The sequence below is a fragment of the Pseudomonas sp. c313 genome, assembly GCF_055407145.1.
This window is the reverse complement of sequence record NZ_JBUZRD010000011.1, coordinates 119081-143905: the sequence shown is the minus strand read 5'-3', so window position 1 is coordinate 143905 and position 24825 is coordinate 119081. Positions and strand designations below refer to the sequence as shown.

Here is a 24825-nt window from a genome sequence, read left to right as displayed (position 1 = left end):
GGGCAGCGGTTTGCACGACCGGCTTGAGCAGCCATAATGCCCCCCATTAATTTTTCCAGACTCTGAAGGATCGCCCGTGAGCCAGTCCCTGATTGCTGCCCTGCAAAACCCGGCCCTGTTTCCACATCCGGTAGACGAGTTTCAAGTCATCGAAACCCATATTTCCTGGGTCCTGCTCACCGGCCCCTACGCCTATAAAATGAAAAAACCGGTGAATTTCGGCTTTCTCGACTTCACCCAGTTGGACGCTCGCGGCCACTTCTGCAACGAAGAACTACGCCTCAACCAGCGCCTGACGGAAGATCTGTATCTTGAAGTTTTGCCAATCACCGGCAGCATTGAGGCACCACAACTCAACGGTGAAGGCCCGGTCATCGAATATGTTCTGAAGATGCGCCAGTTCCCGCAAAGCCAGTTGCTCAGCACCCTGCAAGCCAACGGCGAATTGACCACCGCGCACATCGACGAGATGGCCGAGCAAATCGCGCACTTTCATCTGAATGCACCCAAGGTTCCACAAGCTCATTCGGCCGGCACCCCGCAAGACGTGATGGCGCCTGTGCGGCAGAACTTCGAACAAATCCGCCCGTTCCTGAGCGACAAGGCCGACCTGCTGCAACTCGAAGCCCTTCAAGCCTGGGCCGAAAGCAGCTTCGAGCGCCTCAAGCCGCTGTTCGAACAACGCAAGCTCGATGGCTTCATTCGTGAATGCCACGGTGATATTCACTTGGGCAACGTGACCATGATTGACGGTCATGTGGTGATCTTCGATTGCATCGAATTCAATGAACCGTTTCGCTTCACAGACGTTTATGCCGACACTGGCTTCCTGGCCATGGACCTCGAAGACCGTGGTCTAAAATCCCTGGCCCGGCGCTTTATCAGCCAATACCTGGAATTGACCGGCGACTATCAAGGCCTGGAACTGCTGAACTTCTATAAAGCCTACCGCGCCCTGGTCCGAGCCAAGATTGCCCTGTTCAGCATGCCGGCCGAAGCCGACCCGGTGCAGCGTGCGACCACACTGCGCCAGTACCGCAACTACGCGAACCTGGCAGAAAGCTACAGCACCATCCCATCGCGTTTCCTGGCGATTACCCACGGCGTATCGGCCACCGGAAAAAGCCATGTAGCGATGCGCCTGGTGGAAGCGCTGGGTGCCGTTCGCCTGCGCTCGGACGTAGAGCGCAAGCGCCTGTTTGGCGAGCAAAAGGTCGAAAATACGCCGCAAGCCGGAATTTACGCAGCAGACGCCAGCGCCGCCACCTACGCGCAACTCAACACCATCGCCAACACAGTGCTGCGCGCCGGTTTTCCGGTGGTGCTGGATGCCACCTACCTCAAGCGTGATCAGCGCGATGCTGCCGCCAAAGTCGCCGAGGCCACCGGTGCGCCGTTCCTGATCCTCGACTGCAACGCACCGCAAGCCGTTATCGCCAATTGGCTGGCAAAGCGCCAGGCAGACAAGAACGACCCTTCCGACGCCACGTTGACCATCATCGAAGAGCAGCAGGCTTCCCGTGACCCGCTCAGCACCGAGGAAGTGCTGCTGAGCAAGCGGGTCGAGACCAATGAAAGCGGGACACTGGACGCGTTGGTAGCGCATATTCGTCAGCGTCTGCCGGGGCTGTAAGAAAAATTTCTCGGTCGTGGAGCCTCATCGGCTAACGACCGAGCAGCAGTGGCACTATAATGGCGTCATAAATCCAACAGGAGACGCCGTTGTGAGCCAGCCGAAGCTTCTTGATTCCCCGCTTTACGCGCTGCTGCATAAAGATGATATCCACGGCTTCAACCAGGAACGCCCGAAGGACGGCACCGTCGACATGCGCGGCGGCGACTTTCGTGGGCTGGACCTGCGCCACCTGAGCGCCGAGGGTGTCGATTTTACCGACGCCTATTTCCGCTCCGCCGATTTGCGCGGCCTGGACTTGCGCGATTGCTCACTGGAGGGCGCCAGCCTCGCCCATGCGCAGATCTCGGGCACTTACTTCCCTCCGGAACTGACCGCTGACGAGATACTCATGTCAGTCAATTTCGGCACTCGCCTGCGCTACCGCATCAAGTAATGCAGCTACATCGCCGCTCGGTTACGCGCAACGCGGGCCGGGCTCTCTTCATCTGCCTGCCGTCAAATTTCCAGCGTCAGCCTTAGAAGCTTTTGCGTCGTTTCCGAGCAAAGAACTACGCTTTTCCTACTGAGCGCTACACTCCTTTCAGGCTTGCCTGGTCACGATACCCACCGCACCATTCGGCCGTCGCAAGGAGGCTTGATGAATGATGAGCTGCAACACCTGAAAAACCTGGGCAAAACGTCGGCGCAGTGGCTGCATGCGGTGGGCATCCACAGTGCTTCGGACCTGCGTCGCCTGGGGGCGGTAGACGCTTACCGGGCGGTACGAACCCGAGGCTTCCGGGCGTCCAAAGTGCTGCTGTATGCCATCGAAGGGGCGCTGATGGATGTGCACTGGAACGATATTCCGGCAGAGCGCAAAGAAGCCTTGAATCGTCAGCTGGAAGCTCTTTTGACACGGCAAAAAAACTGAAACGACCAATTGACCTAATGTTTCCGGGGATTCCAAGCGAGTATTTGAGAAAAATGAAAAAGACAGCAAAAACAAATGTTGACTCTCAAATGAGAATCGTTATGATTATCGCAACTGGTCGCGAGATCAGCCGATAACTGAAAGACCATTGGTTCGGACTCTCAGATTATCTCCTCATCAGGCTAATCACGGTTATTTGACCCGGCTCTTGCCGGGTCTTTTTTTACCTGGAGAAAAGCATCCTGAACCGCACTGCAGCTTCAGCGGGCAATGATCAACGGATGCCCGCGCTCGGGATGCGGCTGCACCAATACATCAAGACCAAACACCGCTTTCAGAGGTTCTGGACGCAAGACCTGCGCCGGAGAATCGAGGGCATGCGGACGCCCCTCTTCCAGCAGCAATATGCGGTCACAGTAGCGGGCAGCCAGGTTCAGATCGTGCAGGATCACCAGCACCGCCGCGCCGCGGTCAGCGAAAGTGCGAATCGCTTGCAAGGTAGTGTGCTGGTGCAACGGATCGAGCATCGACGTCGGCTCATCCAGTAACAAGGTCTGCCCCGCCTCGCCCGGCCACAGTTGCGCGAGCACCCGCGCCAGGTGAACACGCTGACGCTCACCGCCGGACAGGGCCAGATAGCTGCGACCACTCAAGTGGCCGATATCCGCAGCATGCAGGGCGGCGCTAATAATTTCATCGTCACGCACCCGACCGGTTTGATGAGGTAGACGGCCCATGCCGACGACTTCCTCGACACGAAAAGCAAAGTCCAAAGTAGACGTCTGGGGCAATACCGCCAGACGCTGAGCCCGTTGCGCCCCGCTCCACTCCTTCAATTCGAGCTGGTCCAGCCATACCTGACCCTTATCGGGCTGCAACTCGCCACACAGCGCCCCGAGCAAGGTGCTTTTGCCCGCGCCATTGGGACCTAGCACGCCGAGTACTTCCCCCGGTCTCAGATCCAGGGTCACGTCGGCCAGCACAGTTTTCCTGCCGCGACGGATCTGCAGGTTGTCCACTCGCAGCATCAGGCGCGTCCTCGCAACAACAAATAAAGAAAAAACGGGGCGCCGATAAAGGCGGTAACAATACCGATGGGCAACTCCGCCGGCGCCAGGGCCAGGCGGGCCACCAGATCAGCGAACAACAGCAGGCTCGCGCCCGCCAGCACCGACGCAGGCAGCAAGACGCGATGATCCGGCCCCGCCAGCAGGCGCACCAGATGCGGCACCACCAGGCCGACAAAGCCGATCATCCCCGCCGCCGCCACCGCGGCACCTACACCAAGCGCCGTGCAAAACACCAATTCACGCTTAAGGCCCTCGACATCAACTCCCAGGTGATTGGCTTCCGATTCGCCCAGCAACAGGGCATTCAGCGCCTTGGCCCGGCGGGGCAGCCACAGCGCCACACCCGCACTGACCAACAACAACGGCCACAACCGCGAATAGCTGGCACCGTTAAGGCTACCCAGGTTCCAGAAAGTGAGGGTGCGCAGCGTGGCGTCATCTGCCAGGTAGGTAAACAGGCCGACCGCCGAGCCGGCCAGCGCCGTCAGCGCGATACCGGCCAGCAACATCGTGGCAACGTTGGTCTGGCCATTGCGCCGTCCCAGGCGGTAGACCAGTGCAGTCACCCCCAAACCGCCGAGAAACGCGCACAGCGACAGCAAGTACGGCCCCAAGGCATCGGGCAAACCACCAAAGATCGAACCACCGACAATCGCAACCGCCGCCCCCAGCGCCGCACCACTGGAAACCCCCACCAAGCCTGGATCGGCCAATGGGTTGCGAAACAGCCCCTGCATGGCAACGCCCGACAGCGCCAGCACGCCGCCAACCGCCAGCCCCAGCAGGGTGCGCGGCAAGCGGATCTGGCCAAGAATCAACTCCGCCTGCTCCAGGCCCTGCGCCTCAATCGGCACGCCAAGCAAGCGCAATGCCGCCCGCAATGTATCGAGCAACGGTAAGCTGACCGGCCCCAGGGCTAATGACAGCCAGATCGCCAGTACACACAGCAGGCTCAAGCCAATGAACAGCGTCCGCGGTTTAACCAGAGTGGTCATGGGGCAGTTTTAACCTGGGACGGGTAGAAGCCGGCGGACAGTTGCAGCAGACTTTTTGGCAGACGTGGGCCCAGCCCCCCCACCAGCAAAGTAGGGTCCAGCTCAAAGACCCGACCGACCTTGGCTGCCGGAGTGGCCGCGAGAATCGGGTTTTCCTTGAACAGCGCCGCGCGCGCTGCGTCACCGCTCAGGGCACGATCCGAGAACACCAGCACCTCGGGACTCATGCCCGCCAAGGACTCGACGGAAAACGGTTTGTAGCCACTGTGGGTGGCCAGGTTACGACCACCCGCTTGTTGCAGCACCCAGTCGGCGGCCGTGTCTTTACCTGCAATCAACGGCTTACCACCGGCATGCCCCAACACCAACAGGACGCCTGGCGCTTTTTGCGTGGCCTGAGCGTGAGCCACCCAGCCTTTTTGCTGCTCAAGCTGCTTTTTATAGACGCCAAACAACTCTGACGCCTTGGCATCGCTACCCAGCAGCTTGCCCAAATGCTGCAAATTGCCCTCAAGCGTCGGCAGGTCAGGCTGAGCCGAAAACATCTCCACCTGCACGCCAGCACTGCGAATCTGCGCCAGCACCGGTGGCGGGCCCATTTCTTCAGTACCGACCAGGATTTGCGGACGCAGACTAAGAATGCCCTCGGCCGATAACTGACGCTGGTAACCGATGCTCGGCAGTGCCTTGAGGGATTCAGGATGCTGGCTGGTGGTATCGACCCCCACCAACTTCGATTCGCCGCCCAGAGCCGTCACCCACTCTGATAACGCACCGCCGGCACTGACCCAGCGTTGCGGCAGTTCAGAGGCTTGAGCCCCGTGGTTGACCAGCAGTCCGACAACAATCGCAATAGCGCTGGCACTCAGGTGCATAAAAGGGTTTCCTTCAAAGGGGTGGACCCACTGAACCACTCAGTCCTGTGACAGATCAAGGCTGCCTGGCATCGTACTAAGCACGCAGCTAGCTAACGGGCGAAGCCAGCATTTGATAATTGTTTGCATTTAAACGTCAAGCACCGGACACACGGGCAAAACCCGGATCGTCCTGCAGCCCTTTACCCGCGCCACCTGAGAGTAAATATGAAGTTTCTTTGCCCTTCACACATCCTTACTGAGGCCAGCAGCCGCGGCTTCGATATCGATGGCCACAAGCTATTCGCCGTGCGCAGGGAAGGCATCGCCTACTTCTATGTCAATCGCTGCCCCCATCGTGGTGTGCCGTTGGAATGGCAGCCTGACCATTTTCTCGATCAAAGCGCCAGCCTGATTCAATGCGCGACCCACAGTGCGCTGTTTCTGATCGAGACCGGCGAATGCATCGCCGGCCCCTGCGCGGGTCAAAGCCTAACCGCCCTGCACGGCCGCGAAGACGAACAAGGGTTGTGGGTGCAACTCTAGTCGCTGAGCAGCACGTCCAATCGGCGCTCAATGCAAATTTCCTGCGAGCTAATCCGCACCCCGTACGCCAGGATTTCAACCCCAGCGGCCTTGGCCTCGCGCAACCCGGCAGCGTAACCCGCGTCAATTTCTTCGGCGGGCCGTACCCCGTCGATGCCGGACAGGTTGACGCAATACAACTGCACCGCCCGTACGCCGTCACGGGCCAAATGCGCCAGCTCGCGCAGGTGCTTGGCCCCTCGCTGGGTCACCGCATCAGGAAACGCCGCGACTGACGTTCCGTCAAAGCCCAAAGTGACACTTTTGACTTCGACATACGCCGCGCCCGTGGGGTAATCCAGGCGAAAGTCGATGCGACTGTTTTCCTGACCGTAGGCCACTTCGCGCTTCAAGCCGGTAAAGCCATTGAGCTCGGTAATCACCCCCGCCCGCAACGCCTCCTCCACCAGTTGATTAGCGCGAGCCGTGTTGACACAGGCCAGGCGCCCCTGTGGTGTTTTGCTGATTTCCCAAGTGCCTGGCAGCTTGCGCTTGGGGTCGTTGGACCGGCTGAACCAGACCTGACCGCCTTCAACCATGCAATTGAACATCGAGCCTGTGTTTGGGCAGTGAATGGTCAACAACTCGCCGGTAACGGTTTCGATATCGGCGAGAAAACGTTTGTATCGGCGAATCAGCCGACCCTCTTCGAGGGGAGGATTAAAGCGCATCAGCCTTGCCAGCTCCGTAAGCCACGGGCAATCCGTTCTACAGCTTCCTGTAGCCGATCGAGGTTTTGCGTGTAGGCAAACCGTACATGGTGACCGGCCTGGTAACGGCCAAAATCCAGGCCTGGAGTAAAGGCCACATATTCGGTTTCCAGGAAATGCCGGCAAAACGCGAAGGCATCGCCGCCAAATGCGCTGATATCGGCGTACAAGTAAAAGGCACCTTCGGGCTCGACAGCGATACCAAAACCCAGCTCCCGCAACGCTGGCAGAAGGAAGTCACGGCGACGGCCAAATTCAATACGGCGCTCCTCAAGAATAGTCAGTGTTTCCTCGGTGAAGCAGGCCAAGGCCGCGTACTGGGACATGCTCGGTGCGCTGATGTAGAGGTTCTGCGCCAGCTTCTCCAGCTCACCGACCGCCGCAGGCGGCGCCACCAGCCAGCCCAGGCGCCAGCCGGTCATTCCGAAATACTTTGAAAAACTATTTAGAACAAAGGCTTCATCATCGACTTCCAGCACGCTGGCGGCATCAGTGCCATAAGTCAGCCCGTGATAAATCTCATCCACCACCAAATGCCCGTTGCGCGCCTTGATCGCGTTTGACAGCCCGGCCAATTCGTCGCGCGTCAGGATCGTCCCGGTGGGATTAGCTGGCGAGGCGACCAGTGCGCCGACGCTGTCCTGATCCCAGTGGCGAGCCACCAGATCAGCGGTCAGTTGATAGCGCACCTCCGGCCCGACCGGGACCAGTTGCGCCGCGCCTTCCACCAGACGCAAAAAGTGCCGGTTGCACGGGTAGCCTGGGTCCGCCAGCAGCCAGTGTTTACCGGGGTCCACCAGCAGGCTGCTGGCCAATAGCAGGGCTCCCGAGCCACCCGGCGTGATCAGAATCCGCTCGGGATCGACACTCAGGCCGTAACGTTGCTGATAGAAACCGCTGATGGCTTCGCGCAGCTCAGGCAAACCGCGAGCTGCGGTGTAGCGCGTCTTGCCATTGGCCAGGGCGGCCTGCCCTGCCTTGATGATGGGCTGCGCCGTGGTGAAGTCCGGCTCACCGATTTCCAGATGAATCACATCGTGACCGGCAGCCTGCAACTCATTAGCCCGCGCCAGCAACGCCATGACGTGGAAAGGTTCGATAGCGCGACTGCGGGCACTGTAGGGCTGAGCCATTAGCCTTCCTTAACTGTGAATGCAAACCCCGATTCTACCCAACCGGCGACGCAAAACCTGCTCTATTACCCTGATGTCCGCGCCAGACGGTACGGCAACCGTCTGCAAAACGACTAAAATCCATATTCAAGGCGGTACAAGCCAGCCCTGCTGCGGCTTGCGCCGTTTTTCGGCCGGCACGGGACGTCGCTTCGACAACAGGGAGTAGCGCGCCTCGAAGCGATCTGGTAAGTTCGCCCGCTTGCAGCCGCAGGGCCGGCAGGTGTCGGCGACGTTGCAATCCTGCGCAATGGATTAGAAGAGTGAGAGGCGGTCCATTCATGCCCACCCAAGCAAAGCAACAGAGCATCAGCGGCTTCGAACCCTACGTACAATCGAAGGGCGAGGAGTACATGGGCGAGCCCATGCGTAAGCACTTCACTAAGATTCTGCAGAAGTGGAAACAGGACTTGATGCAGGAGGTCGACCGCACGGTTGACCATATGAAAGACGAAGCGGCCAACTTCCCCGACCCGGCAGATCGTGCCAGCCAGGAAGAAGAGTTCAGCCTTGAACTGCGCGCCCGTGATCGCGAGCGCAAACTGATCAAGAAAATCGACAAGACCTTGCAATTGATCGAAGACGAAGACTACGGCTGGTGCGAATCCTGCGGCGTAGAGATTGGTATCAAGCGTCTGGAAGCGCGTCCTACTGCCGACATGTGCGTGGACTGCAAGACCTTGGCAGAAATCAAGGAAAAACAGGTCGGCAAGTAAACACTGTCGAGCTGAACGAATGGGGCGTGCAAACGCCCCATTTTTGTATCTGCCGTTTACGGCTTTTCCAGTAACATCCACCCCATGACAGCCTCCTCCTATATCGGGCGCTTCGCCCCCACCCCCAGCGGTCACCTGCACTTCGGTTCGCTGGTCGCAGCCCTTGCTTCCTACCTCGACGCCCGCGCAAACAAGGGCCTATGGCTGATGCGCATGGAAGACCTCGACCCGCCTAGGGAAGAGCCCGGCGCCCAAGCGGCCATCCTCACTGCCCTGGAACGCTATGGCTTCGAGTGGGACGGCGAGTTGGTCCGACAAAGCGCACGGCATGATGCCTACGCAGAAGTCGTCAATCGCCTGTTCAACCACGGCCTGGCGTACGCTTGCACCTGCTCGCGCAAACAACTGGAACCTTACAATGGTATTTATCCGGGGCTGTGCCGCAATGCCGGCCATGGCCAGCAAGACGCCGCTATCCGCCTGCGGGTACCGGAGTTGGAATACCACTTTACCGACCGCGTACAAGGCGAATTCCGACAGCACTTGGGCCGGGATGTAGGTGACTTTGTCATCCGCCGCCGAGACGGCCTTTATGCTTACCAATTGGCCGTGGTCCTCGACGATGCCTGGCAGGGTGTCACCGATATCGTGCGGGGCGCCGACTTGCTCGACTCTACACCGCGCCAGTTGTATCTGCAGGAGCTGCTCGGCTTGCCGCAACCGCGTTACCTGCATGTGCCGCTGATCACCCAGCCCGACGGCAACAAGCTGGGCAAATCCTACCGTTCACCGCCCTTGACCAGCGACCAGGCCACGCCTTTGCTGCTCAGAGCGTTGCGCGCCCTTGGCCAACAACCAGGTAATGAACTGGATCACGCCAGCCCACGGGAACTGCTGGATTGGGGCATCCGTCACTGGGACGCCAGCCAAATCCCGCGCACACTCACCTTGGCGCAAGCGCAATTACGTTAAGGGCGCTTGCAGCTTGGCGCCCATCCGTTACCATCGCCGCAGTTTTATTTGTATAGGCGCTCGCACCTACAAAAAAGCCGCTACTTCAACGAGTTTTTCAATCAGAGGCCAGTATGTATATCTATCGATTGGTCCTCCTGCTGGTCGTCGGGATCTATCTGTTTTCCCCCGCCATCATGGATTGGTGGATCGACGCCACGGGTGCCTGGTACCGGCCCTATCTGCTTTGGCTGATCCTGATCGTTGTGACTTTCATCCTGCAGAGCCAAAAAGATGCCGATGAGCTTTAGCCTGACCCAGATGCTGCTGATCAGCGCCGCCTACCTGGCCGCGCTGTTCGGGGTAGCCTGGATCAGTGAGCGCGGAATGATTCCGCGGGCGATCATTCGCCATCCATTGACCTACACCTTGTCGCTGGGCGTGTATGCCAGTGCCTGGGCGTTTTATGGCACGGTGGGCCTGGCCTATCAGTATGGATACGGCTTTCTTTCCAGCTACCTCGGGGTGTCGGGCGCGTTTTTGCTGGCGCCGGTGCTGCTGTACCCGATTCTAAAAATTACCCGCACCTATCAGCTGTCGTCCCTGGCCGACCTGTTTGCCTTCCGCTTTCGCAGCACTTGGGCCGGGGCGCTGACCACGATTTTCATGCTGATCGGCGTGTTGCCGTTGCTGGCGCTACAAATCCAGGCGGTGGCCGATTCGATTGGCATCCTCACCCGAGAACCCGTGCAATACCGGGTCGCCCTGAGTTTCTGCGCGCTGATCACCCTGTTCACAATTTTTTTCGGTTCACGGCATATTGCCACCCGCGAAAAACACGAAGGCCTGGTGTTTGCGATTGCCTTTGAGTCGGTGATCAAGCTGATCGCCATTGGCGGCGTCGGGCTCTATGCGCTGTACGGCGTATTCGACGGCCCACAGCAGTTGGAAATGTGGCTACTGCAAAACCAGACCGCCCTCGCCGCCTTGCACACTCCGCTGCAAGAAGGCCCGTGGCGCACCTTGCTGCTGGTGTTCTTTGCCTCGGCCATCGTCATGCCCCACATGTACCACATGACGTTTACCGAAAACCTCAACCCGCGCTCATTGGTAAGTGCGAGCTGGGGCTTGCCGCTGTTCCTTTTGCTGATGAGCCTGGCGGTGCCGCTGATCCTGTGGGCCGGCCTGAAGCTGGGCGCCACCACCAACCCGGAATACTTCACCCTGGGCATTGGTATCGCGGCCAACAGCAAGTCCTTGGCGCTGCTGGCCTACGTCGGCGGGTTATCCGCCGCCAGCGGGCTGATCATCGTCACCACCCTGGCGCTATCGGGCATGGCGCTCAATCACCTGGTGCTGCCGCTGTACCAGCCACCCGCTGAAGGCAACATCTACCGCTGGCTGAAGTGGACCCGCCGGGCACTGATCGTCGCGATCATCATGGCCGGTTATGGTTTCTATCTGCTGCTGGGCGCCGAGCAGGACCTGGCCAACCTGGGCATCGTCGCCTTCGTTGCCACTTTGCAGTTTTTGCCAGGCGTGCTGTCGGTGCTGTACTGGCCGACTGCCAATCGTCGCGGCTTTATCGCAGGGCTCCTGGCGGGGATACTGGTGTGGCTGGTGACCATGCTGCTGCCGCTGGTGGGCAATCTGCAAGGTTTCTACATTCCGTTGCTGAACATGATCTACGTGCTGGACGACACCAGTTGGCACATGGCAGCCATTGCCTCACTGGCGGCCAACGTACTGATGTTCACCCTGATCTCGCTATTCACCAACGCCAGCCCCGAAGAAACCAGCGCTGCCGAAGCCTGTGCGGTAGATAACGTGCGTCGCCCGCAACGCCGGGAACTGCATGCCGCCTCGCCCCAGGAATTCGCCACGCAACTGGCCAAGCCCCTGGGCGCCAAGGCCGCGCAAAAGGAAGTCGAACAGGCCCTGCGCGATCTCTACCTGCCCTTCGACGAGCGCCGGCCGTATGCGCTACGCCGCCTGCGTGACCGCATCGAAGCCAACCTCTCCGGGTTGATGGGCCCCAGCGTGTCCCAGGACATGGTCGAGACTTTCCTGCCCTACAAGGCCGGCGGCGAGAACTACGTCACCGAAGACATCCACTTCATCGAGAGCCGGCTGGAGGACTACCACTCGCGCCTCACCGGCCTTGCCGCCGAACTCGATGCCTTGCGTCGTTACCACCGCCAAACCTTGCAGGAACTGCCCATGGGTGTCTGCTCCCTGGCCAAGGATCAAGAAATCCTGATGTGGAACAAGGCCATGGAAGAACTCACCGGCATCGCTGCCCAGCGTGTGGTGGGCTCGCGCCTGAACACCATTGGCGATCCGTGGAAAGAGTTGCTTCAAGGCTTCATCAACCTGCCGGATGAGCACTTGCACAAACAGCACCTGGCCCTCGACGGCCAGACCCGCTGGCTCAACCTGCACAAAGCGGCAATCGACGAGCCCCTGGCGCCTGGCAACAGCGGTTTGGTACTGCTGGTGGAAGACCTCACCGAAACCCAGATGCTGGAAGACAAACTGGTGCACTCCGAACGCCTGGCCAGCATCGGGCGCCTGGCAGCCGGCGTAGCCCATGAAATCGGCAATCCGATCACCGGTATCGCCTGCCTTGCGCAAAACCTGCGGGAAGAGCGCGAAGAAGACGACGAAATCACCGAAATCAGCGGGCAAATCCTCGAACAAACCAAGCGTGTCTCGCGCATCGTGCAATCGCTGATGAGCTTTGCCCACGCGGGCGGTCATCAGAATCGCGATGAAGCAGTGTGCCTGGCCGAAGTCGCCCAAGATGCCATTGGGCTGCTGGCCTTGAACCGGCGCAATTTCGAAGTACAGTTCTTTAACCTGTGCGACCCGGAACATTGGGTCGATGGTGACCCGCAACGCTTGGCCCAGGTGCTAATCAACCTGCTGTCCAACGCCCGCGACGCATCGCCGGCCGGCAGCGCGGTACGGGTCAAGAGCGAGGTTTTCGAGCACACCGTCGACCTGATCGTCGAGGACGAAGGCAGCGGCATTCCACAGAACATCATGGACCGATTGTTCGAACCCTTCTTCACTACCAAGGATCCGGGTGAAGGTACCGGTCTGGGCCTTGCACTGGTCTATTCCATCGTTGAAGAGCATTATGGACAAATCACCATCGACAGCCCGGCTGACACCGAAAGCCAACGCGGCACCCGTATTCGGGTGACCTTGCCGCGTCATGTCGAAGCGACGTCCGCTGTGAACTGAGACCGTCGAGAGAACTGAATCAATGCCGCACATTTTGATCGTCGAAGACGAAACCATTATCCGCTCTGCCTTGCGTCGCTTGCTTGAACGTAATCAGTACCAGGTCAGCGAAGCCGGCTCGGTGCAGGAAGCCCAAGAGCGTTTCAGCATTCCCACGTTCGACCTGATCGTCAGTGACCTGCGCCTGCCTGGCGCGCCTGGCACCGAACTGATCAAGCTTGGCCAAGGTACCCCGGTACTGATCATGACCAGCTACGCCAGCCTGCGCTCGGCGGTGGACTCGATGAAGATGGGCGCGGTGGACTACATCGCCAAGCCTTTCGATCACGACGAAATGCTCCAGGCCGTGGCCCGTATTCTGCGTGACCGGCAGTCAGTCAGCAGCGCTCCAGCCGAGCGCCCAGCGGGCAAGGCCGTCAACGGCGCCGACAAGCCGGGGGTCGACAACAGTAATGGCGAGATCGGCATTATCGGTTCCTGCCCGCCAATGCAGGACCTGTACAGCAAGATCCGCAAAGTAGCGCCCACCGACTCCAATGTCCTGATCCAGGGCGAGTCCGGCACCGGTAAAGAGCTGGTGGCCCGCGCCCTGCACAACCTGTCCAAGCGCGCCAAGGCACCGATGATCTCTGTGAACTGTGCAGCGATTCCTGAATCCCTGATCGAGTCCGAACTGTTCGGCCACGAAAAAGGCGCCTTTACCGGTGCCAGTGCCGGTCGTGCCGGCCTGGTCGAAGCCGCGGATGGCGGCACGTTGTTCCTCGACGAGATCGGTGAACTGCCTCTGGAAGCCCAGGCACGCCTGCTGCGGGTGCTGCAGGAAGGCGAGATTCGTCGGGTCGGTTCGGTGCAGTCGCAGAAGGTCGATGTACGCCTGATCGCGGCCACTCACCGGGACCTGAAAGGCCTGGCGAAAATCGGACAGTTCCGTGAAGACCTTTACTATCGCCTGCATGTGATCGCGCTCAAGTTGCCAGCCCTGCGCGAGCGTGGCGCCGACGTCAATGAGATTGCAGATGCATTCCTGATACGCCAGAGCGCACGGGTTAACCGCACCGACCTGAAGTTCGCCGCCGATGCCGAGCAGGCGATCAGGCATTACTCCTGGCCCGGTAACGTGCGAGAACTGGAAAACGCGGTGGAACGTGCAGTGATCCTGTCGGAGAGCCCGGAAATTTCCGCCGAACTGCTGGGTATCGATATCGAGCTGAGCGATCTGCACGATGACGACTTCATCGGCCTGGCCCCACAACAGGGCGTCAGTAACACTAGCCATGAGCCGACGGAAGATTTGTCACTGGAAGATTACTTCCAGCACTTTGTCCTTGAGCATCAGGACCATATGACCGAGACCGAGTTGGCCCGCAAGCTGGGTGTAAGCCGCAAATGCCTGTGGGAACGGCGCCAGCGCCTGGGTATTCCACGGCGCAAGACCGGGGTTGCCAGCGAAAGCTGATGCAGTTTCACACCAGGTAACACCCTCAAATGTGAAAAAACTGTTACCTCAGATATTTCACGTAACAAAAGCCGGGGCTTACGGTAACGAAGTCCCGGCTTTTTTTTGCCTGCCAAAAACCCGAAAGCGCCTTTAGCCCCTATTTTGCTGGCCCGCGCAAAAGTTGGCACGCACCCTGCTATATGTTTAGTACAAGAACAATAACAAGCAATGCAAAAGACAATAAAAATAAGACGAATCGACTCACGCATAATAAAAACAACACGGCGGAGGCGCAGCTAACTGATTCTTTTGGAGAGGCGTTGCATTTGGGGCTTGCCCCGCAACCAGGCCGAGAACAACAAAAACTGCCCTAAGGCAGAGCCTGAACTGGTTGGATCATTGATCATCGCAACACAGCGACCAAAGCAATCCGTTTGCTCTTGACTCCCAATTGGGAGTGTCATGAAGGTGAAGCTTCATGGCGAGGGCGATCAACAAAAACAAGAAGCCCGAAATCAATAATAAAAATAGAGTACGCAACTACTTTCTCGGGGAGCTTCGGCTCCCCTTGTAGTTTCTACAATTTGGCTTGCGCGATTGACCGATATCACCACTCTTTTAAGCTTCTGGCTCAAGGCTTGCAGCTTGTTCCTACACCATCCCCTGACTAAATGCTAGAATCCCCGCCCATCATGCGGTCATTCTTCGTTATGGCCGAACATTCCTTCAAACAGTGCATCCCATGCTGAAGAAGTTGTTCCAGTCATTCCGTTCTCCCTTGCGTCGTACGCAACATAAACGCAGCACGCCTGAAGTGCTCAACAGCAGCCAACATTCGCTGCAACGCGCCCAGTTCAGCCGTTATGCGGTGAACATCGTCGAACGCTTGCAGAACGCAGGCTACCAGGCTTACCTGGTGGGCGGTTGTGTGCGCGACATGTTGCTCAACATCACGCCCAAGGATTTCGACGTCGCCACCAGCGCCACGCCGGAGCAAGTGCGTGCCGAGTTTCGCAATGCGCGAATCATCGGTCGGCGCTTCAAGTTGGTGCATATCCACTTTGGTCGCGAAATCATTGAAGTGGCGACCTTCCGCGCCAATCACCCGCAAAACGATGAAGAGGAAGACAGCAACCAGTCTTCCCGCAACGAAAGCGGGCGCATCCTGCGAGACAATGTCTACGGCACCCTGGAAGAGGACGCGCAACGCCGTGACTTCACCATCAATGCCCTTTACTACGATCCGGTCAGCGAGCGCATCCTCGATTACGCCAATGGCGTACACGATATCCGCAACAACCTGCTGCGCCTGATCGGCGACCCGACGCAACGCTACCAGGAAGACCCGGTGCGGATGCTGCGGGCAGTGCGCTTTGCTGCCAAGCTGAACTTCGGCATCGAGAAACACACGGCCGCGCCGATTCGCGAACTGGCGCCAATGCTGCGGGAAATCCCTTCGGCACGCCTGTTCGAAGAGGTACTCAAGCTGTTCCTCTCCGGCTACGCCGCCGACACCTTCGAAATGCTCGTGGACCTGCAGTTGTTCGACCCGCTGTTCCCCGCCAGCGCCGAAGCACTGGAGCACAACCCGACCTACACCCACACGCTGATCAGCGAAGCGTTGATCAACACCGACCTGCGTATCAAACAGAACAAACCGGTAACCCCGGCCTTCCTGTTTGCCGCCCTCCTGTGGCCAGCGCTGCCAGCGCGGGTGATGCGCTTGCAGAACCGTGGCATGCCGCCTATTCCGGCCATACAGGAAGCGGCTCACGAACTGATCGCCGAACAGTGCCAACGCATCGCAATCCCCAAGCGCTTCACCATGCCGATCCGCGAGATCTGGGACATGCAAGAACGCCTGCCACGGCGCAGCGGCAAACGCGCCGACCTGCTGCTCGACAACCCGCGCTTCCGTGCTGGTTACGACTTCCTGCTGCTGCGTGAAAGCGCTGGCGAGCAGACCGACGGTTTGGGGGAATGGTGGACCAACTATCAGGATGCCAACGACAGCGAACGTCGCGAGATGATTCGTGAGCTCAGCAGCAAGGGCGACGGCACCGGCGATGCACCGAAAAAGCGCCGTCGCAGCAGCGGTAGCAAGCGTAAACGCAGTGCTGCCGACACCCCGAGCGCGTCTGGCGAGTAAGTCCGATGAAGCGCGTCTACATCGGAATGGGCAGCAACCTGTCAGCCCCCGAAGAGCAATTGCACAATGCCGTCCAGGCATTGGCGCAATTGCCAAACACCACGCTGGCGGGCGTCTCCGCCTTTTATCAAAGTGATTCGTTACTCCCAGGCCAACCGCGTTATACCAACGCGGTCGCTGCCCTGGACAGCACCCTCGCGCCCATCGAACTGCTCGATGCGTTGCAAGCAATTGAAAACGACCAAGGCCGTGAGCGTCTTGAGCGCTGGGGCCCGCGGACCCTGGACCTGGACATATTGCTGTTCGGCGATTGGCTGATTGATGAGCCGCGCCTCAAGGTGCCGCACTATCAGATGCATTTGCGAGCGTTCGTGCTTTACCCGTTGGCCGAACTGGCGCCAGCCAGCCTGCAATTGGCCGATGGCCGCATCCTCAGCGACCTGCTCGCCGCCTGCCCGTTCGTTGGTCTGGAGCGCCTCACTCCTGCTGAATCGCATCAGTAACAGCGGTAACACCCCGATCGTAACAATGCGGTAACACATCCAATTGACTTCCAGAGTCCTCCTCACGACTATAGGCGTCCCGCTGCCGCCAACCCGGCGCTGAAGGGCGCAATCCAGGCCTTATAAGCACTGTTTTTTAAGAAAGTGCGCCTGTATAAACGAAGATTCACGCGCGTTACTCGCTGTTTCCAAGCGCCTGAACGAGGACCCTTTTCATGCCAGACATTACCCTGACCACCTTGCAGAGCCTCAAACTCAAGGGTGAAAAAATCACCATGCTGACCTGCTATGACGCCACCTTCGCCCAGGCTTGCTGCCAGGCCGGAGTCGAGGTGTTACTGGTGGGTGACTCCCTGGGCATGGTCCTACAAGGGAATGACAGCACGCTGCCCGTCACCACCGCCGAGATCGCGTACCACGTCGCCAGCGTCAAACGCGGCAACGAGGGGGCCATGATCATCGCCGACCTGCCGTTCATGGCCTACGCCACGCTTGAGCAAACCTTCAACAACAGCGCCCAACTGATGCAGGCCGGTGCGCACATGGTCAAAGTGGAAGGCGCCGCCTGGCTCGCCGAGTCGATCCGCCTGCTGGCAGAGCGTGGCGTGCCGGTGTGCGCACACATGGGCCTGACGCCGCAGTCGGTCAACATCCTTGGCGGTTACAAGGTCCAGGGCCGCAATGAAGCCCAGGCGCGCCAGATGCGGGCCGATGCCATCGCTTTGGAACAGGCTGGCGCCGCCATGATCGTGCTGGAATGCGTACCCAGTGAATTGGCCGCAGAAATCACCCAGGCGGTAAAGATCCCGGTAATCGGCATTGGTGCAGGCGCCGCCACCGACGGCCAAGTCCTGGTCCTGCATGACATGCTCGGGCTGGCCCTCACAGGTCGCGCGCCGAAGTTTGTGAAAAACTTCATGGCCGGCCAAGACAGCATCCAGGCCGCCTTGAGCGCCTACGTCACCGAAGTCAAAGCCGTCACCTTCCCAGGCACCGAACACGGGTTTTCTGCATGAACACCGTCAAGACCGTGCGCGAACTGCGTGCCGCCGTCGCCCACGCCCGCAGCGCGGGCAAACGTATCGGCTTCGTGCCTACCATGGGTAACCTGCACAGCGGCCATGCAACGCTAGTCAGCAAGGCATGCCAGCAAGCGGACTTCGTGGTGGCGAGCATTTTCGTCAACCCACTGCAATTTGGTGCAGGCGAAGACCTGGACAAATACCCGCGCACCCTGGCGGCGGATCAGGAAAAACTCCTGCAGGCCGGTTGCAACCTGCTGTTTGCACCCACCGTTGAGGAAATGTATCCCGGCGGCACGACCGGCCAGACGCGCGTCAGTGTTGCGCACCTGTCCGAAGGCCTGTGTGGCGCCAGCCGTCCAGGGCACTTCGAAGGCGTGGCAACAGTGGTCAGCAAGCTGTTCAACATGGTCCAGCCTGACCTGGCGATATTTGGCCAGAAGGACTATCAGCAACTGGCGGTCATTCGCGCCATGGTGCATGACCTGAACATGCCGATCCAAATCATCGGCGAGCCCACCGTCCGCGCGGACGACGGGCTCGCGCTGTCCTCGCGTAACGGTTATCTCAGCGAAGAACAACGGGCAATCGCCCCAGTGCTCTACCGCAGCCTCAGCCAGATCGCCACGGCCATTAAAAGCGGTGAGCGTGACTTCGCCAGGTTGCGCGCCGAGCAGGTCCAGCAGATTGAGGCCGCCGGCCTGCGCATGGACTACCTGGAGGTTCGCCAGGGCCAGCACCTTCGCCCGGCAACCGCTGAAGACCGGGATGTGGTGATTCTGGTGGCAGCCTATCTGGGTGCTACCCGGCTTATCGACAACCTGCATCTGAACCTGAACTGACCGACCCGCCGCTTCCCCCCCAAAAGCAGCCCGCCTGTTGCACTGCCTGATGCGCCGGTATAAAAAAGTACCGGCCACAGCGCAGACAAAGCCAAGACAGAATGAGTCGCGAGGTTTACTGTAATCGCCCTGCGTTATTGGTTGGCGTTGACGCAGTAGACCGTAACCCATCGTTTTATACTTCCACGGCATAAAACTGGACGTTCCGGGCTTTCAAATGTCCTAAAGGCAGTCCCAGCAATAAAAAGGAAACCCGCAGCGATGGCGTACTACCGCACTCCCCATGACGTTACCGCTCTGCCCGCCTGGCAAGCGCTCAATCAACACCGCCAAGCCATGCAGGATTTCAGCATGCGCGAAGCCTTTAATGCCGATCCACAGCGCTTTACCCAATTCACCTTGAGCAACTGCGGACTTTTCCTCGATTACTCAAAAAACCTGATCACCAGCCAAACCCGCGACCTGCTGGTGGAGTTGGCCGAGCAAGTCGACCTTCAGGGCGCGATCAAGGCGCTGTTCAACGGCGAGCCAGTCAACTCCTCCGAAGATCGCCCGGCGCTGCACACTGCGCTACGCCGCCCGGTTGGCGACAAGCTGTCGGTCAACGGCGTGAACATCATGCCCGACGTGCATAAAGTGCTGAACCAGATCACTGACCTGGTGGGCCGAATCCACGACGGCCTGTGGCGCGGTTACACCGAGAAGCCAATCACCGACGTGGTCAACATCGGCATCGGTGGCTCGTTCCTCGGCCCGGAGCTGGTATCCGAAGCGCTGTTGTCCTACGCCCATAAAGGTGTGCGCTGCCATTACCTGGCGAATATCGACGGCAGTGAGTTCCACGAGCTGACCATGAAGCTGCGCGCCGAGACCACGCTGTTTATCGTCTCGTCGAAGTCCTTCAACACCCTGGAAACCCTGAAAAACGCCCAGGCCGCTCGCGCCTGGTACCTGGCCCAGGGTGGTTCGGAAGCTGAGTTGTATCGCCACTTCATCGCCGTATCGAGCAACAACGCGGCGGCCGTGGCCTTCGGTATCCGCGAAGAAAATATCTTCCCGATGTGGGACTGGGTCGGCGGCCGTTACTCGCTGTGGTCGGCCATTGGTTTGCCTATCGCCCTGGCCATCGGCATGTCCAACTTCAAGGAACTGCTGTCCGGTGCCTACACCATGGACCAGCACTTCCAGACCGCACCATTCGAGCAGAACATGCCGGTGCTGCTGGGTCTGCTGGGCGTGTGGTATGGCAACTTCTGGGGCGCGCAAAGCCACGCGATCCTGCCGTACGACCACTACCTGCGTAACATCACCAAGCACTTGCAACAGCTGGACATGGAATCCAACGGCAAGAGCGTGCGCCAAGATGGCACGCCGGTTTCCACCGATACCGGCCCGGTCATCTGGGGTGGCGTAGGTTGCAACGGCCAGCACGCCTACCACCAGCTGCTGCACCAAGGCACCCAACTGATCCCGGCCGACTTTATCGTGCCGATTGTCAGTTTCAACCCGGTCTCCGATCATCACCAGTGGCTATACGCCAACTGCCTGTCCCAGAGCCAGGCACTGATGCTCGGCAAGACTCGCAGCGAAGCCGAAGCCGAACTGCGTGACAAGGGCATGGCCGAAGACGAGGTGCAGAAACTGGCACCGCACAAGGTCATCCCCGGCAACCGTCCAAGTAACACCTTGGTGGTGGAGCGCATCAGCCCTCGTCGCCTGGGCGCGCTGGTGGCCATGTATGAGCACAAAGTGTTCGTGCAGAGCGTCATCTGGGGCATCAACGCCTTCGACCAATGGGGCGTGGAGTTGGGCAAGGAACTGGGTAAAGGCGTCTACAACCGCCTGACCGGCAGCGAAGAAGAGCCGGCCGATGATGCCTCGACCCAAGGGTTGATCAACTACTTCCGCGGTCGCCACCGCGGTTGATGTGAGCCTCAAGAGGCCAACGTCCGTTTGGACGTTGGCCTTGAACCCTCCCTCCACAGGGTGCATCTTTATCTCTTGTCGCAAATAACAAGAATAAGGATCCCTCATGTTCGATATCAGCACGTTCCCCAACGCCGATGCCGTCCGCCGAGCTGCGCAACTCAGTCAAGAGGACTATCAGCGCCTCTACCGCCAATCCATCGAGCAACCCGACACCTTCTGGGCAGAACAGGCCAAGCGCTTTCTCGACTGGATCACACCTTGGCAAAGCGTCCAGCAATCGGACATCAACACCGGCGCCGCCCGCTGGTTTGCCGGTGGTCAACTGAACGTCAGTTACAACTGCATCGACCGTCACCTTGCGCAACGCGCCGATCAGCCGGCCTTCATCTGGGAGGGCGATGATCCGACAAAATCCTCCAAAATCACCTACCGCCAACTTCATCAAAACGTTTGCCGCCTGGCCAACGTCCTGAAAAACCGCGGCGTGAAGAAAGGCGATCGCGTGTGTATCTACATGCCGATGATCCCCGAAGCGGCCTACGCCATGCTGGCCTGTACGCGCATCGGTGCCGTGCACTCGGTGGTGTTTGGTGGTTTTTCCCCGGACGCCCTGCGCGACCGTATTCTCGACGCCGACTGCCGCACCGTGATCACTGCCGATGAAGGCGTACGGGGCGGTAAACCAGTGCCGCTGAAACAGAATGTCGACAAGGCCCTGGTCAGTTGCCCCAACGTCAGCACGGTGCTGGTAATTGAGCGTACCGGCGCGGCAGTCAATTGGGTGGAAGGCCGCGACCTCAAGTATCAACAGGCATTGGACGCCGTGAGCGCCGACTGCCCACCCGAATCCATGGACGCTGAGGACCCGCTGTTTATCCTCTACACCTCCGGCAGCACCGGCAAACCCAAGGGCGTATTGCACACCACCGGCGGCTACTTGCTGCAAGCGGCAATGACCTTCAAATACGTGCTCGATTACCGCGACGGCGAGGTGTTCTGGTGTACCGCCGATGTCGGCTGGGTCACCGGCCACAGCTACATCGTCTATGGGCCGCTGGCCAATGGCGCGACCTCGTTGATGTTCGAGGGCATGCCGAGTTATCCGGACAGCTCGCGCTTCTGGCAAGTGATCGACAAACACCAGGTCAATATCTTCTACACTGCTCCCACCGCATTGCGCGCCCTGATGCGCGAAGGCCACGGCCCACTGGAAAATACTTCCCGCGCCAGCCTTCGGTTGTTGGGCAGTGTCGGCGAGCCGATCAACCCGGAAGCCTGGGACTGGTACTTTAATGCGGTCGGCGAACAACGCTGCCCGATTGTCGATACCTGGTGGCAGACTGAAACCGGCGGCATCATGCTCAGCCCGCTGGTCAGCGCCCAACGCATCAAGCCGGGGTGTGCGACCCAGCCGATGTTCGGCGTGCTACCGGTGCTACTCGACGAGCAAGGCAAGGAAATCAGCGGTGCTGGCAGCGGCACTCTCGCAATCAAGTCCAGTTGGCCAGGGCAGATCCGCAGCATCTATGGCGATCCGCAACGGATGATCGACACCTACTTCAAGCCCTATCCCGGTTACTACTTCACCGGCGACGGTGCGCGACGGGACGAGGACGGTGACTATTGGATCACCGGGCGCATTGATGACGTGATCAACGTATCGGGCCACCGCATCGGTACTGCTGAGGTGGAAAGCGCCCTGGTGCTGCATGACAAGGTGGCTGAGGCGGCGGTGGTAGGTTATCCCCATGACCTCAAGGGCCAGGGCATTTATGCGTTTGTCACGCCGATGAATGGCGTCGAGCCCAGCGACGAACTGAAAAAGCATTTGCTGGAACTAGTCAGTAAAGAGATCGGCAGCTTTGCCAAGCCCGAGTTGATCCAGTGGGCGCCGGCCTTGCCGAAAACCCGCTCAGGCAAGATCATGCGGCGCATTCTGCGCAAGATCGCCTGCAACGAACTGGACAGCCTCGGGGATACCTCGACCCTGGCCGATCCCAGCGTGGTCGAGGGCCTGATCGACAAACGCCTGAACCGATAGGAGAACCCGAGTCGCCATGGAATTTTTGCGTAGCCGCATCGAAACCCAACTGATGAGCCTGACGGGGCTGTCCCTGGGCAATCTGGACCTGGAAAACCCCAAGGGCGATCCAGGCCTGTTCGGCCCGGGCTCAGTGAGCTGGCAGGTCCATGGTGACTTCAGCAGTATGTTGATCGGCGGCATCAGCGCCTTGATGCTGCAGGCGTTGCATCCCCTGGCGCTAGCCGGGGTTTGGGACCATTCAAATTTTCGCGAAGATATGCTCGGGCGTTTGCGGCGCACCTCGCAGTTCATTTCCGGCACCACGTTCGGTTCCCGTCGCGACGCCGAGTGGCTGATCGAAAAGGTGCGCACCATCCACCTGCAAGTGGTCGGCCATGCGCCTGATGGCCGACCCTATGCCGCCAGCGATCCGGAGTTGCTGACTTGGGTGCATGTGGCTGAAGTCAGCAACTTCCTCGCCGCCCATCTGCGTTATCGCAACCCGGATTTATCGCCAAGGGATCAGGACCGGTACTACACCGAAATCGCCCTGGTCGCCGAGCAACTGGGGGCTCGTCATGTGCCGCGCTCACGTCAAGAAGTGGCCGACTACCTCGAACGAATTCGACCACAACTGCTGTGTGACGATCGCAGCCGAGAAGTGATGCGACGGCTGCTCAAGGCGCCCGCCCCCAGCACCCTGGCCAAGCCCTTTGGCTCGCTGATGATGCAGGCCGGCATTGATCTGCTGCCGGACTGGGCCAGTGACATGCTTGGGCAACAACAAAGCCCGTTGCAACGCCAACTGATCCGCGCAGGTGTCAGGCGTAGTGCGCCGTTGTTGCGCTGGGCAATGCGTAACGGCTCAGTACAAAGAGCCCACAGGCGTATGGGCCTGCTTTAAAAACATCGCAGACTTGCCCGCGATAACTGCGTCAGCGGCACCACAGAGCTGAGAACTGTTAAACTCCTGCGCCCCCAATCACCCAGCAAGGCGCGCTCCATGTCTTCCCTGAATCAGGCGCTGCGCGCCGCCCTCGATCATCGCCAAGACCTGCTTGTTGAGCTTCACGCGCAAGGCACCGATAGCTATCGCCTGTTTCACGGCAGCCAGGAAGGCGCCGGCGGCCTGACCATTGACCGCTATGGCCCGCAGCTGCTGGTACAAAGCTTTCACCAGTCCTTGGAAAGAGGCGATCTGTTGGAGCTGCACCAAGCCATTAATCAGCACCTGGGCCTGAAACTGCTGCTGGTCTACAACGACCGCTCCCGAGGCAACTCGCGCATCGACCGCGAAGACACGGTCTACTGCGTAGAACCTGCCGCCCTGGAAGACCTGGTCGGCCACGAATGGGGACTCAATTACCGCGTGCGCGGCCGCCATGCCGGGCAAGACCCCCTGCTGTTTCTCGACCTGCGCAACACCCGCGGTTGGGTCAAGGATCACAGTGCCGGCAAAAGCGTACTGAACCTGTTCGCTTACACCTGCGGCGTGGGCCTGAGCGCAGCGGCCGGTGGCGCCCGTGAAGTGTGCAACCTGGATTTCGCCGAGAGCAACCTCGCGGTCGGTCGCGAAAACGGTCAGCTCAACCCGCAACTGCCGGCCATGGAGTTTGTGCAATCGGACTACTTCCCGGCAATCCGCCAGTTGGCTGGCCTGCCGATCACTCAGCGGCGCGGCCAGAAGCTACCGAGTTATCCACGCCTGGAGCAACGCCAATACGACCTGGTGTTACTCGACCCGCCAGCCTGGGCCAAAAGCGCCTTCGGCACCGTCGACCTGCTGCGTGACTATCAAAGCCTGCTCAAGCCGGCGCTGCTGGCGACGGCCGATAGTGGCGTGCTGATCTGCTGCAACAACCTGGCAAAAGTCAGCATGGATGACTGGCGTGAGCAGGTACTGCGTTGCGCTGAAAAAGCCGGGCGTACGGTCCGCGACTGGAAAATCATGACCCCGGGCGCGGACTTTCCCTCACAAGACCAGCAGCCACCGCTAAAGACCCTGATCCTGCAACTGTAGGACTTGTCCAAAAAGTATCCGCCTACAGTAATAAAGGCGCTGTTCTTCGGA

22 protein-coding genes are annotated in these 24825 nt (G+C 59.5%); 17 read left to right on the top strand and 5 right to left on the bottom strand.

Annotation, left to right across the window (positions count from 1 at the left end; translation table 11 throughout):
• Positions 1–76 precede the first annotated feature (76 nt).
• The 3 genes from ACZRKZ_RS23560 (at position 77) to ACZRKZ_RS23550 (ending at position 2546) form a co-directional block, all read left to right on the top strand.
• Positions 77–1633 carry a bifunctional aminoglycoside phosphotransferase/ATP-binding protein gene (locus ACZRKZ_RS23560; RefSeq protein ID WP_463970193.1) on the top strand — a complete coding sequence of 519 codons (1557 nt, stop codon included), beginning with the start codon at positions 77–79 and terminating at the stop codon, positions 1631–1633.
• A 91-nt stretch (positions 1634–1724) separates the two neighbouring features.
• A complete protein-coding gene (locus ACZRKZ_RS23555) occupies positions 1725–2069 on the top strand; it encodes a pentapeptide repeat-containing protein (protein ID WP_463970192.1) in 345 nt (114 codons plus the stop codon).
• A 204-nt stretch (positions 2070–2273) separates the two neighbouring features.
• Positions 2274–2546, top strand: coding sequence for a TfoX/Sxy family protein (locus ACZRKZ_RS23550; RefSeq protein ID WP_463970191.1), 273 nt, complete (start codon positions 2274–2276; stop codon positions 2544–2546).
• Between the two features lie 260 nt (positions 2547–2806).
• Here ACZRKZ_RS23550 and ACZRKZ_RS23545 read toward each other — a convergent pair whose 3' ends face one another.
• From ACZRKZ_RS23545 to ACZRKZ_RS23535, 3 genes are read right to left on the bottom strand one after another with little or no spacing between them, the layout of a single operon-like run.
• Complete coding sequence (locus ACZRKZ_RS23545; protein WP_149413204.1) at positions 2807–3574, bottom strand: heme ABC transporter ATP-binding protein; 768 nt, start codon at positions 3572–3574, stop codon at positions 2807–2809.
• Positions 3574–4611 (bottom strand): FecCD family ABC transporter permease, encoded by a 1038-nt coding sequence (locus tag ACZRKZ_RS23540; protein ID WP_133103531.1) that lies wholly within the window; start codon positions 4609–4611, stop codon positions 3574–3576. The genes ACZRKZ_RS23545 and ACZRKZ_RS23540 overlap by 1 nt, the downstream gene beginning before the upstream one ends.
• Entirely contained in the window at positions 4608–5486 is an 879-nt protein-coding gene (locus tag ACZRKZ_RS23535; RefSeq protein WP_463982894.1) for a heme/hemin ABC transporter substrate-binding protein, read from the bottom strand. The genes ACZRKZ_RS23540 and ACZRKZ_RS23535 overlap by 4 nt, the downstream gene beginning before the upstream one ends.
• A 207-nt stretch (positions 5487–5693) precedes the next feature.
• Here ACZRKZ_RS23535 and ACZRKZ_RS23530 point away from each other — a divergent pair, with 207 nt between their 5' ends.
• Entirely contained in the window at positions 5694–6011 is a 318-nt protein-coding gene (locus ACZRKZ_RS23530; protein WP_350616310.1) for a Rieske (2Fe-2S) protein, read from the top strand.
• Here the strand turns inward: ACZRKZ_RS23530 and sfsA are convergent.
• The gene (gene sfsA, locus ACZRKZ_RS23525; protein WP_463982893.1) at positions 6008–6721 is read right to left on the bottom strand and encodes a DNA/RNA nuclease SfsA; all 714 of its coding nucleotides are present in this window, start codon (positions 6719–6721) and stop codon (positions 6008–6010) included. The genes ACZRKZ_RS23530 and sfsA overlap by 4 nt on opposite strands.
• On the bottom strand, positions 6721–7893 hold the full coding sequence (locus ACZRKZ_RS23520) for a pyridoxal phosphate-dependent aminotransferase (RefSeq protein ID WP_463970187.1): 1173 nt from the start codon (positions 7891–7893) through the stop codon (positions 6721–6723). The genes sfsA and ACZRKZ_RS23520 overlap by 1 nt, the downstream gene beginning before the upstream one ends.
• Before the next feature lie 320 nt (positions 7894–8213).
• Between ACZRKZ_RS23520 and dksA the strand changes: the two genes are divergently transcribed.
• The 13 genes from dksA (at position 8214) to ACZRKZ_RS23455 (ending at position 24774) form a co-directional block, all read left to right on the top strand.
• Entirely contained in the window at positions 8214–8648 is a 435-nt protein-coding gene (gene dksA / locus ACZRKZ_RS23515; protein ID WP_133103526.1) for an RNA polymerase-binding protein DksA, read from the top strand.
• Positions 8649–8732: 84 nt separating this feature from the next.
• A complete protein-coding gene (gene gluQRS, locus ACZRKZ_RS23510) occupies positions 8733–9620 on the top strand; it encodes a tRNA glutamyl-Q(34) synthetase GluQRS (protein ID WP_463982892.1) in 888 nt (295 codons plus the stop codon).
• Between the two features lie 113 nt (positions 9621–9733).
• On the top strand, positions 9734–9910 hold the full coding sequence (locus tag ACZRKZ_RS23505; protein WP_003176118.1) for a hypothetical protein: 177 nt from the start codon (positions 9734–9736) through the stop codon (positions 9908–9910).
• On the top strand, positions 9894–12848 hold the full coding sequence (locus tag ACZRKZ_RS23500) for a sensor histidine kinase (RefSeq protein WP_463982891.1): 2955 nt from the start codon (positions 9894–9896) through the stop codon (positions 12846–12848). Before ACZRKZ_RS23505 ends, ACZRKZ_RS23500 begins: the two co-directional genes overlap by 17 nt.
• A gap of 22 nt (positions 12849–12870) precedes the next feature.
• On the top strand, positions 12871–14304 hold the full coding sequence (locus tag ACZRKZ_RS23495; protein WP_463970184.1) for a sigma-54-dependent transcriptional regulator: 1434 nt from the start codon (positions 12871–12873) through the stop codon (positions 14302–14304).
• A 724-nt stretch (positions 14305–15028) separates the two neighbouring features.
• The gene (locus ACZRKZ_RS23490) at positions 15029–16435 is read left to right on the top strand and encodes a polynucleotide adenylyltransferase PcnB (protein ID WP_463970183.1); all 1407 of its coding nucleotides are present in this window, start codon (positions 15029–15031) and stop codon (positions 16433–16435) included.
• A 5-nt stretch (positions 16436–16440) separates the two neighbouring features.
• Positions 16441–16938 (top strand): 2-amino-4-hydroxy-6-hydroxymethyldihydropteridine diphosphokinase, encoded by a 498-nt coding sequence (gene folK, locus ACZRKZ_RS23485; protein WP_463982890.1) that lies wholly within the window; start codon positions 16441–16443, stop codon positions 16936–16938.
• Between the two features lie 215 nt (positions 16939–17153).
• A complete protein-coding gene (gene panB / locus ACZRKZ_RS23480; RefSeq protein ID WP_463970181.1) occupies positions 17154–17954 on the top strand; it encodes a 3-methyl-2-oxobutanoate hydroxymethyltransferase in 801 nt (266 codons plus the stop codon).
• On the top strand, positions 17951–18802 hold the full coding sequence (gene panC, locus ACZRKZ_RS23475; RefSeq protein ID WP_463982889.1) for a pantoate--beta-alanine ligase: 852 nt from the start codon (positions 17951–17953) through the stop codon (positions 18800–18802). Before panB ends, panC begins: the two co-directional genes overlap by 4 nt.
• A 261-nt stretch (positions 18803–19063) precedes the next feature.
• Positions 19064–20728, top strand: a complete 1665-nt coding sequence (gene pgi / locus ACZRKZ_RS23470; protein WP_463970179.1) for a glucose-6-phosphate isomerase — start codon at positions 19064–19066, stop codon at positions 20726–20728.
• Between the two features lie 106 nt (positions 20729–20834).
• A complete protein-coding gene (gene acs, locus ACZRKZ_RS23465) occupies positions 20835–22772 on the top strand; it encodes an acetate--CoA ligase (RefSeq protein ID WP_463982888.1) in 1938 nt (645 codons plus the stop codon).
• Between the two features lie 16 nt (positions 22773–22788).
• Positions 22789–23658 carry an oxygenase MpaB family protein gene (locus ACZRKZ_RS23460; RefSeq protein WP_463982887.1) on the top strand — a complete coding sequence of 290 codons (870 nt, stop codon included), beginning with the start codon at positions 22789–22791 and terminating at the stop codon, positions 23656–23658.
• Between the two features lie 99 nt (positions 23659–23757).
• Positions 23758–24774 carry a class I SAM-dependent rRNA methyltransferase gene (locus tag ACZRKZ_RS23455; protein ID WP_463982886.1) on the top strand — a complete coding sequence of 339 codons (1017 nt, stop codon included), beginning with the start codon at positions 23758–23760 and terminating at the stop codon, positions 24772–24774.
• The last annotated feature ends 51 nt before the right edge of the window (positions 24775–24825 follow it).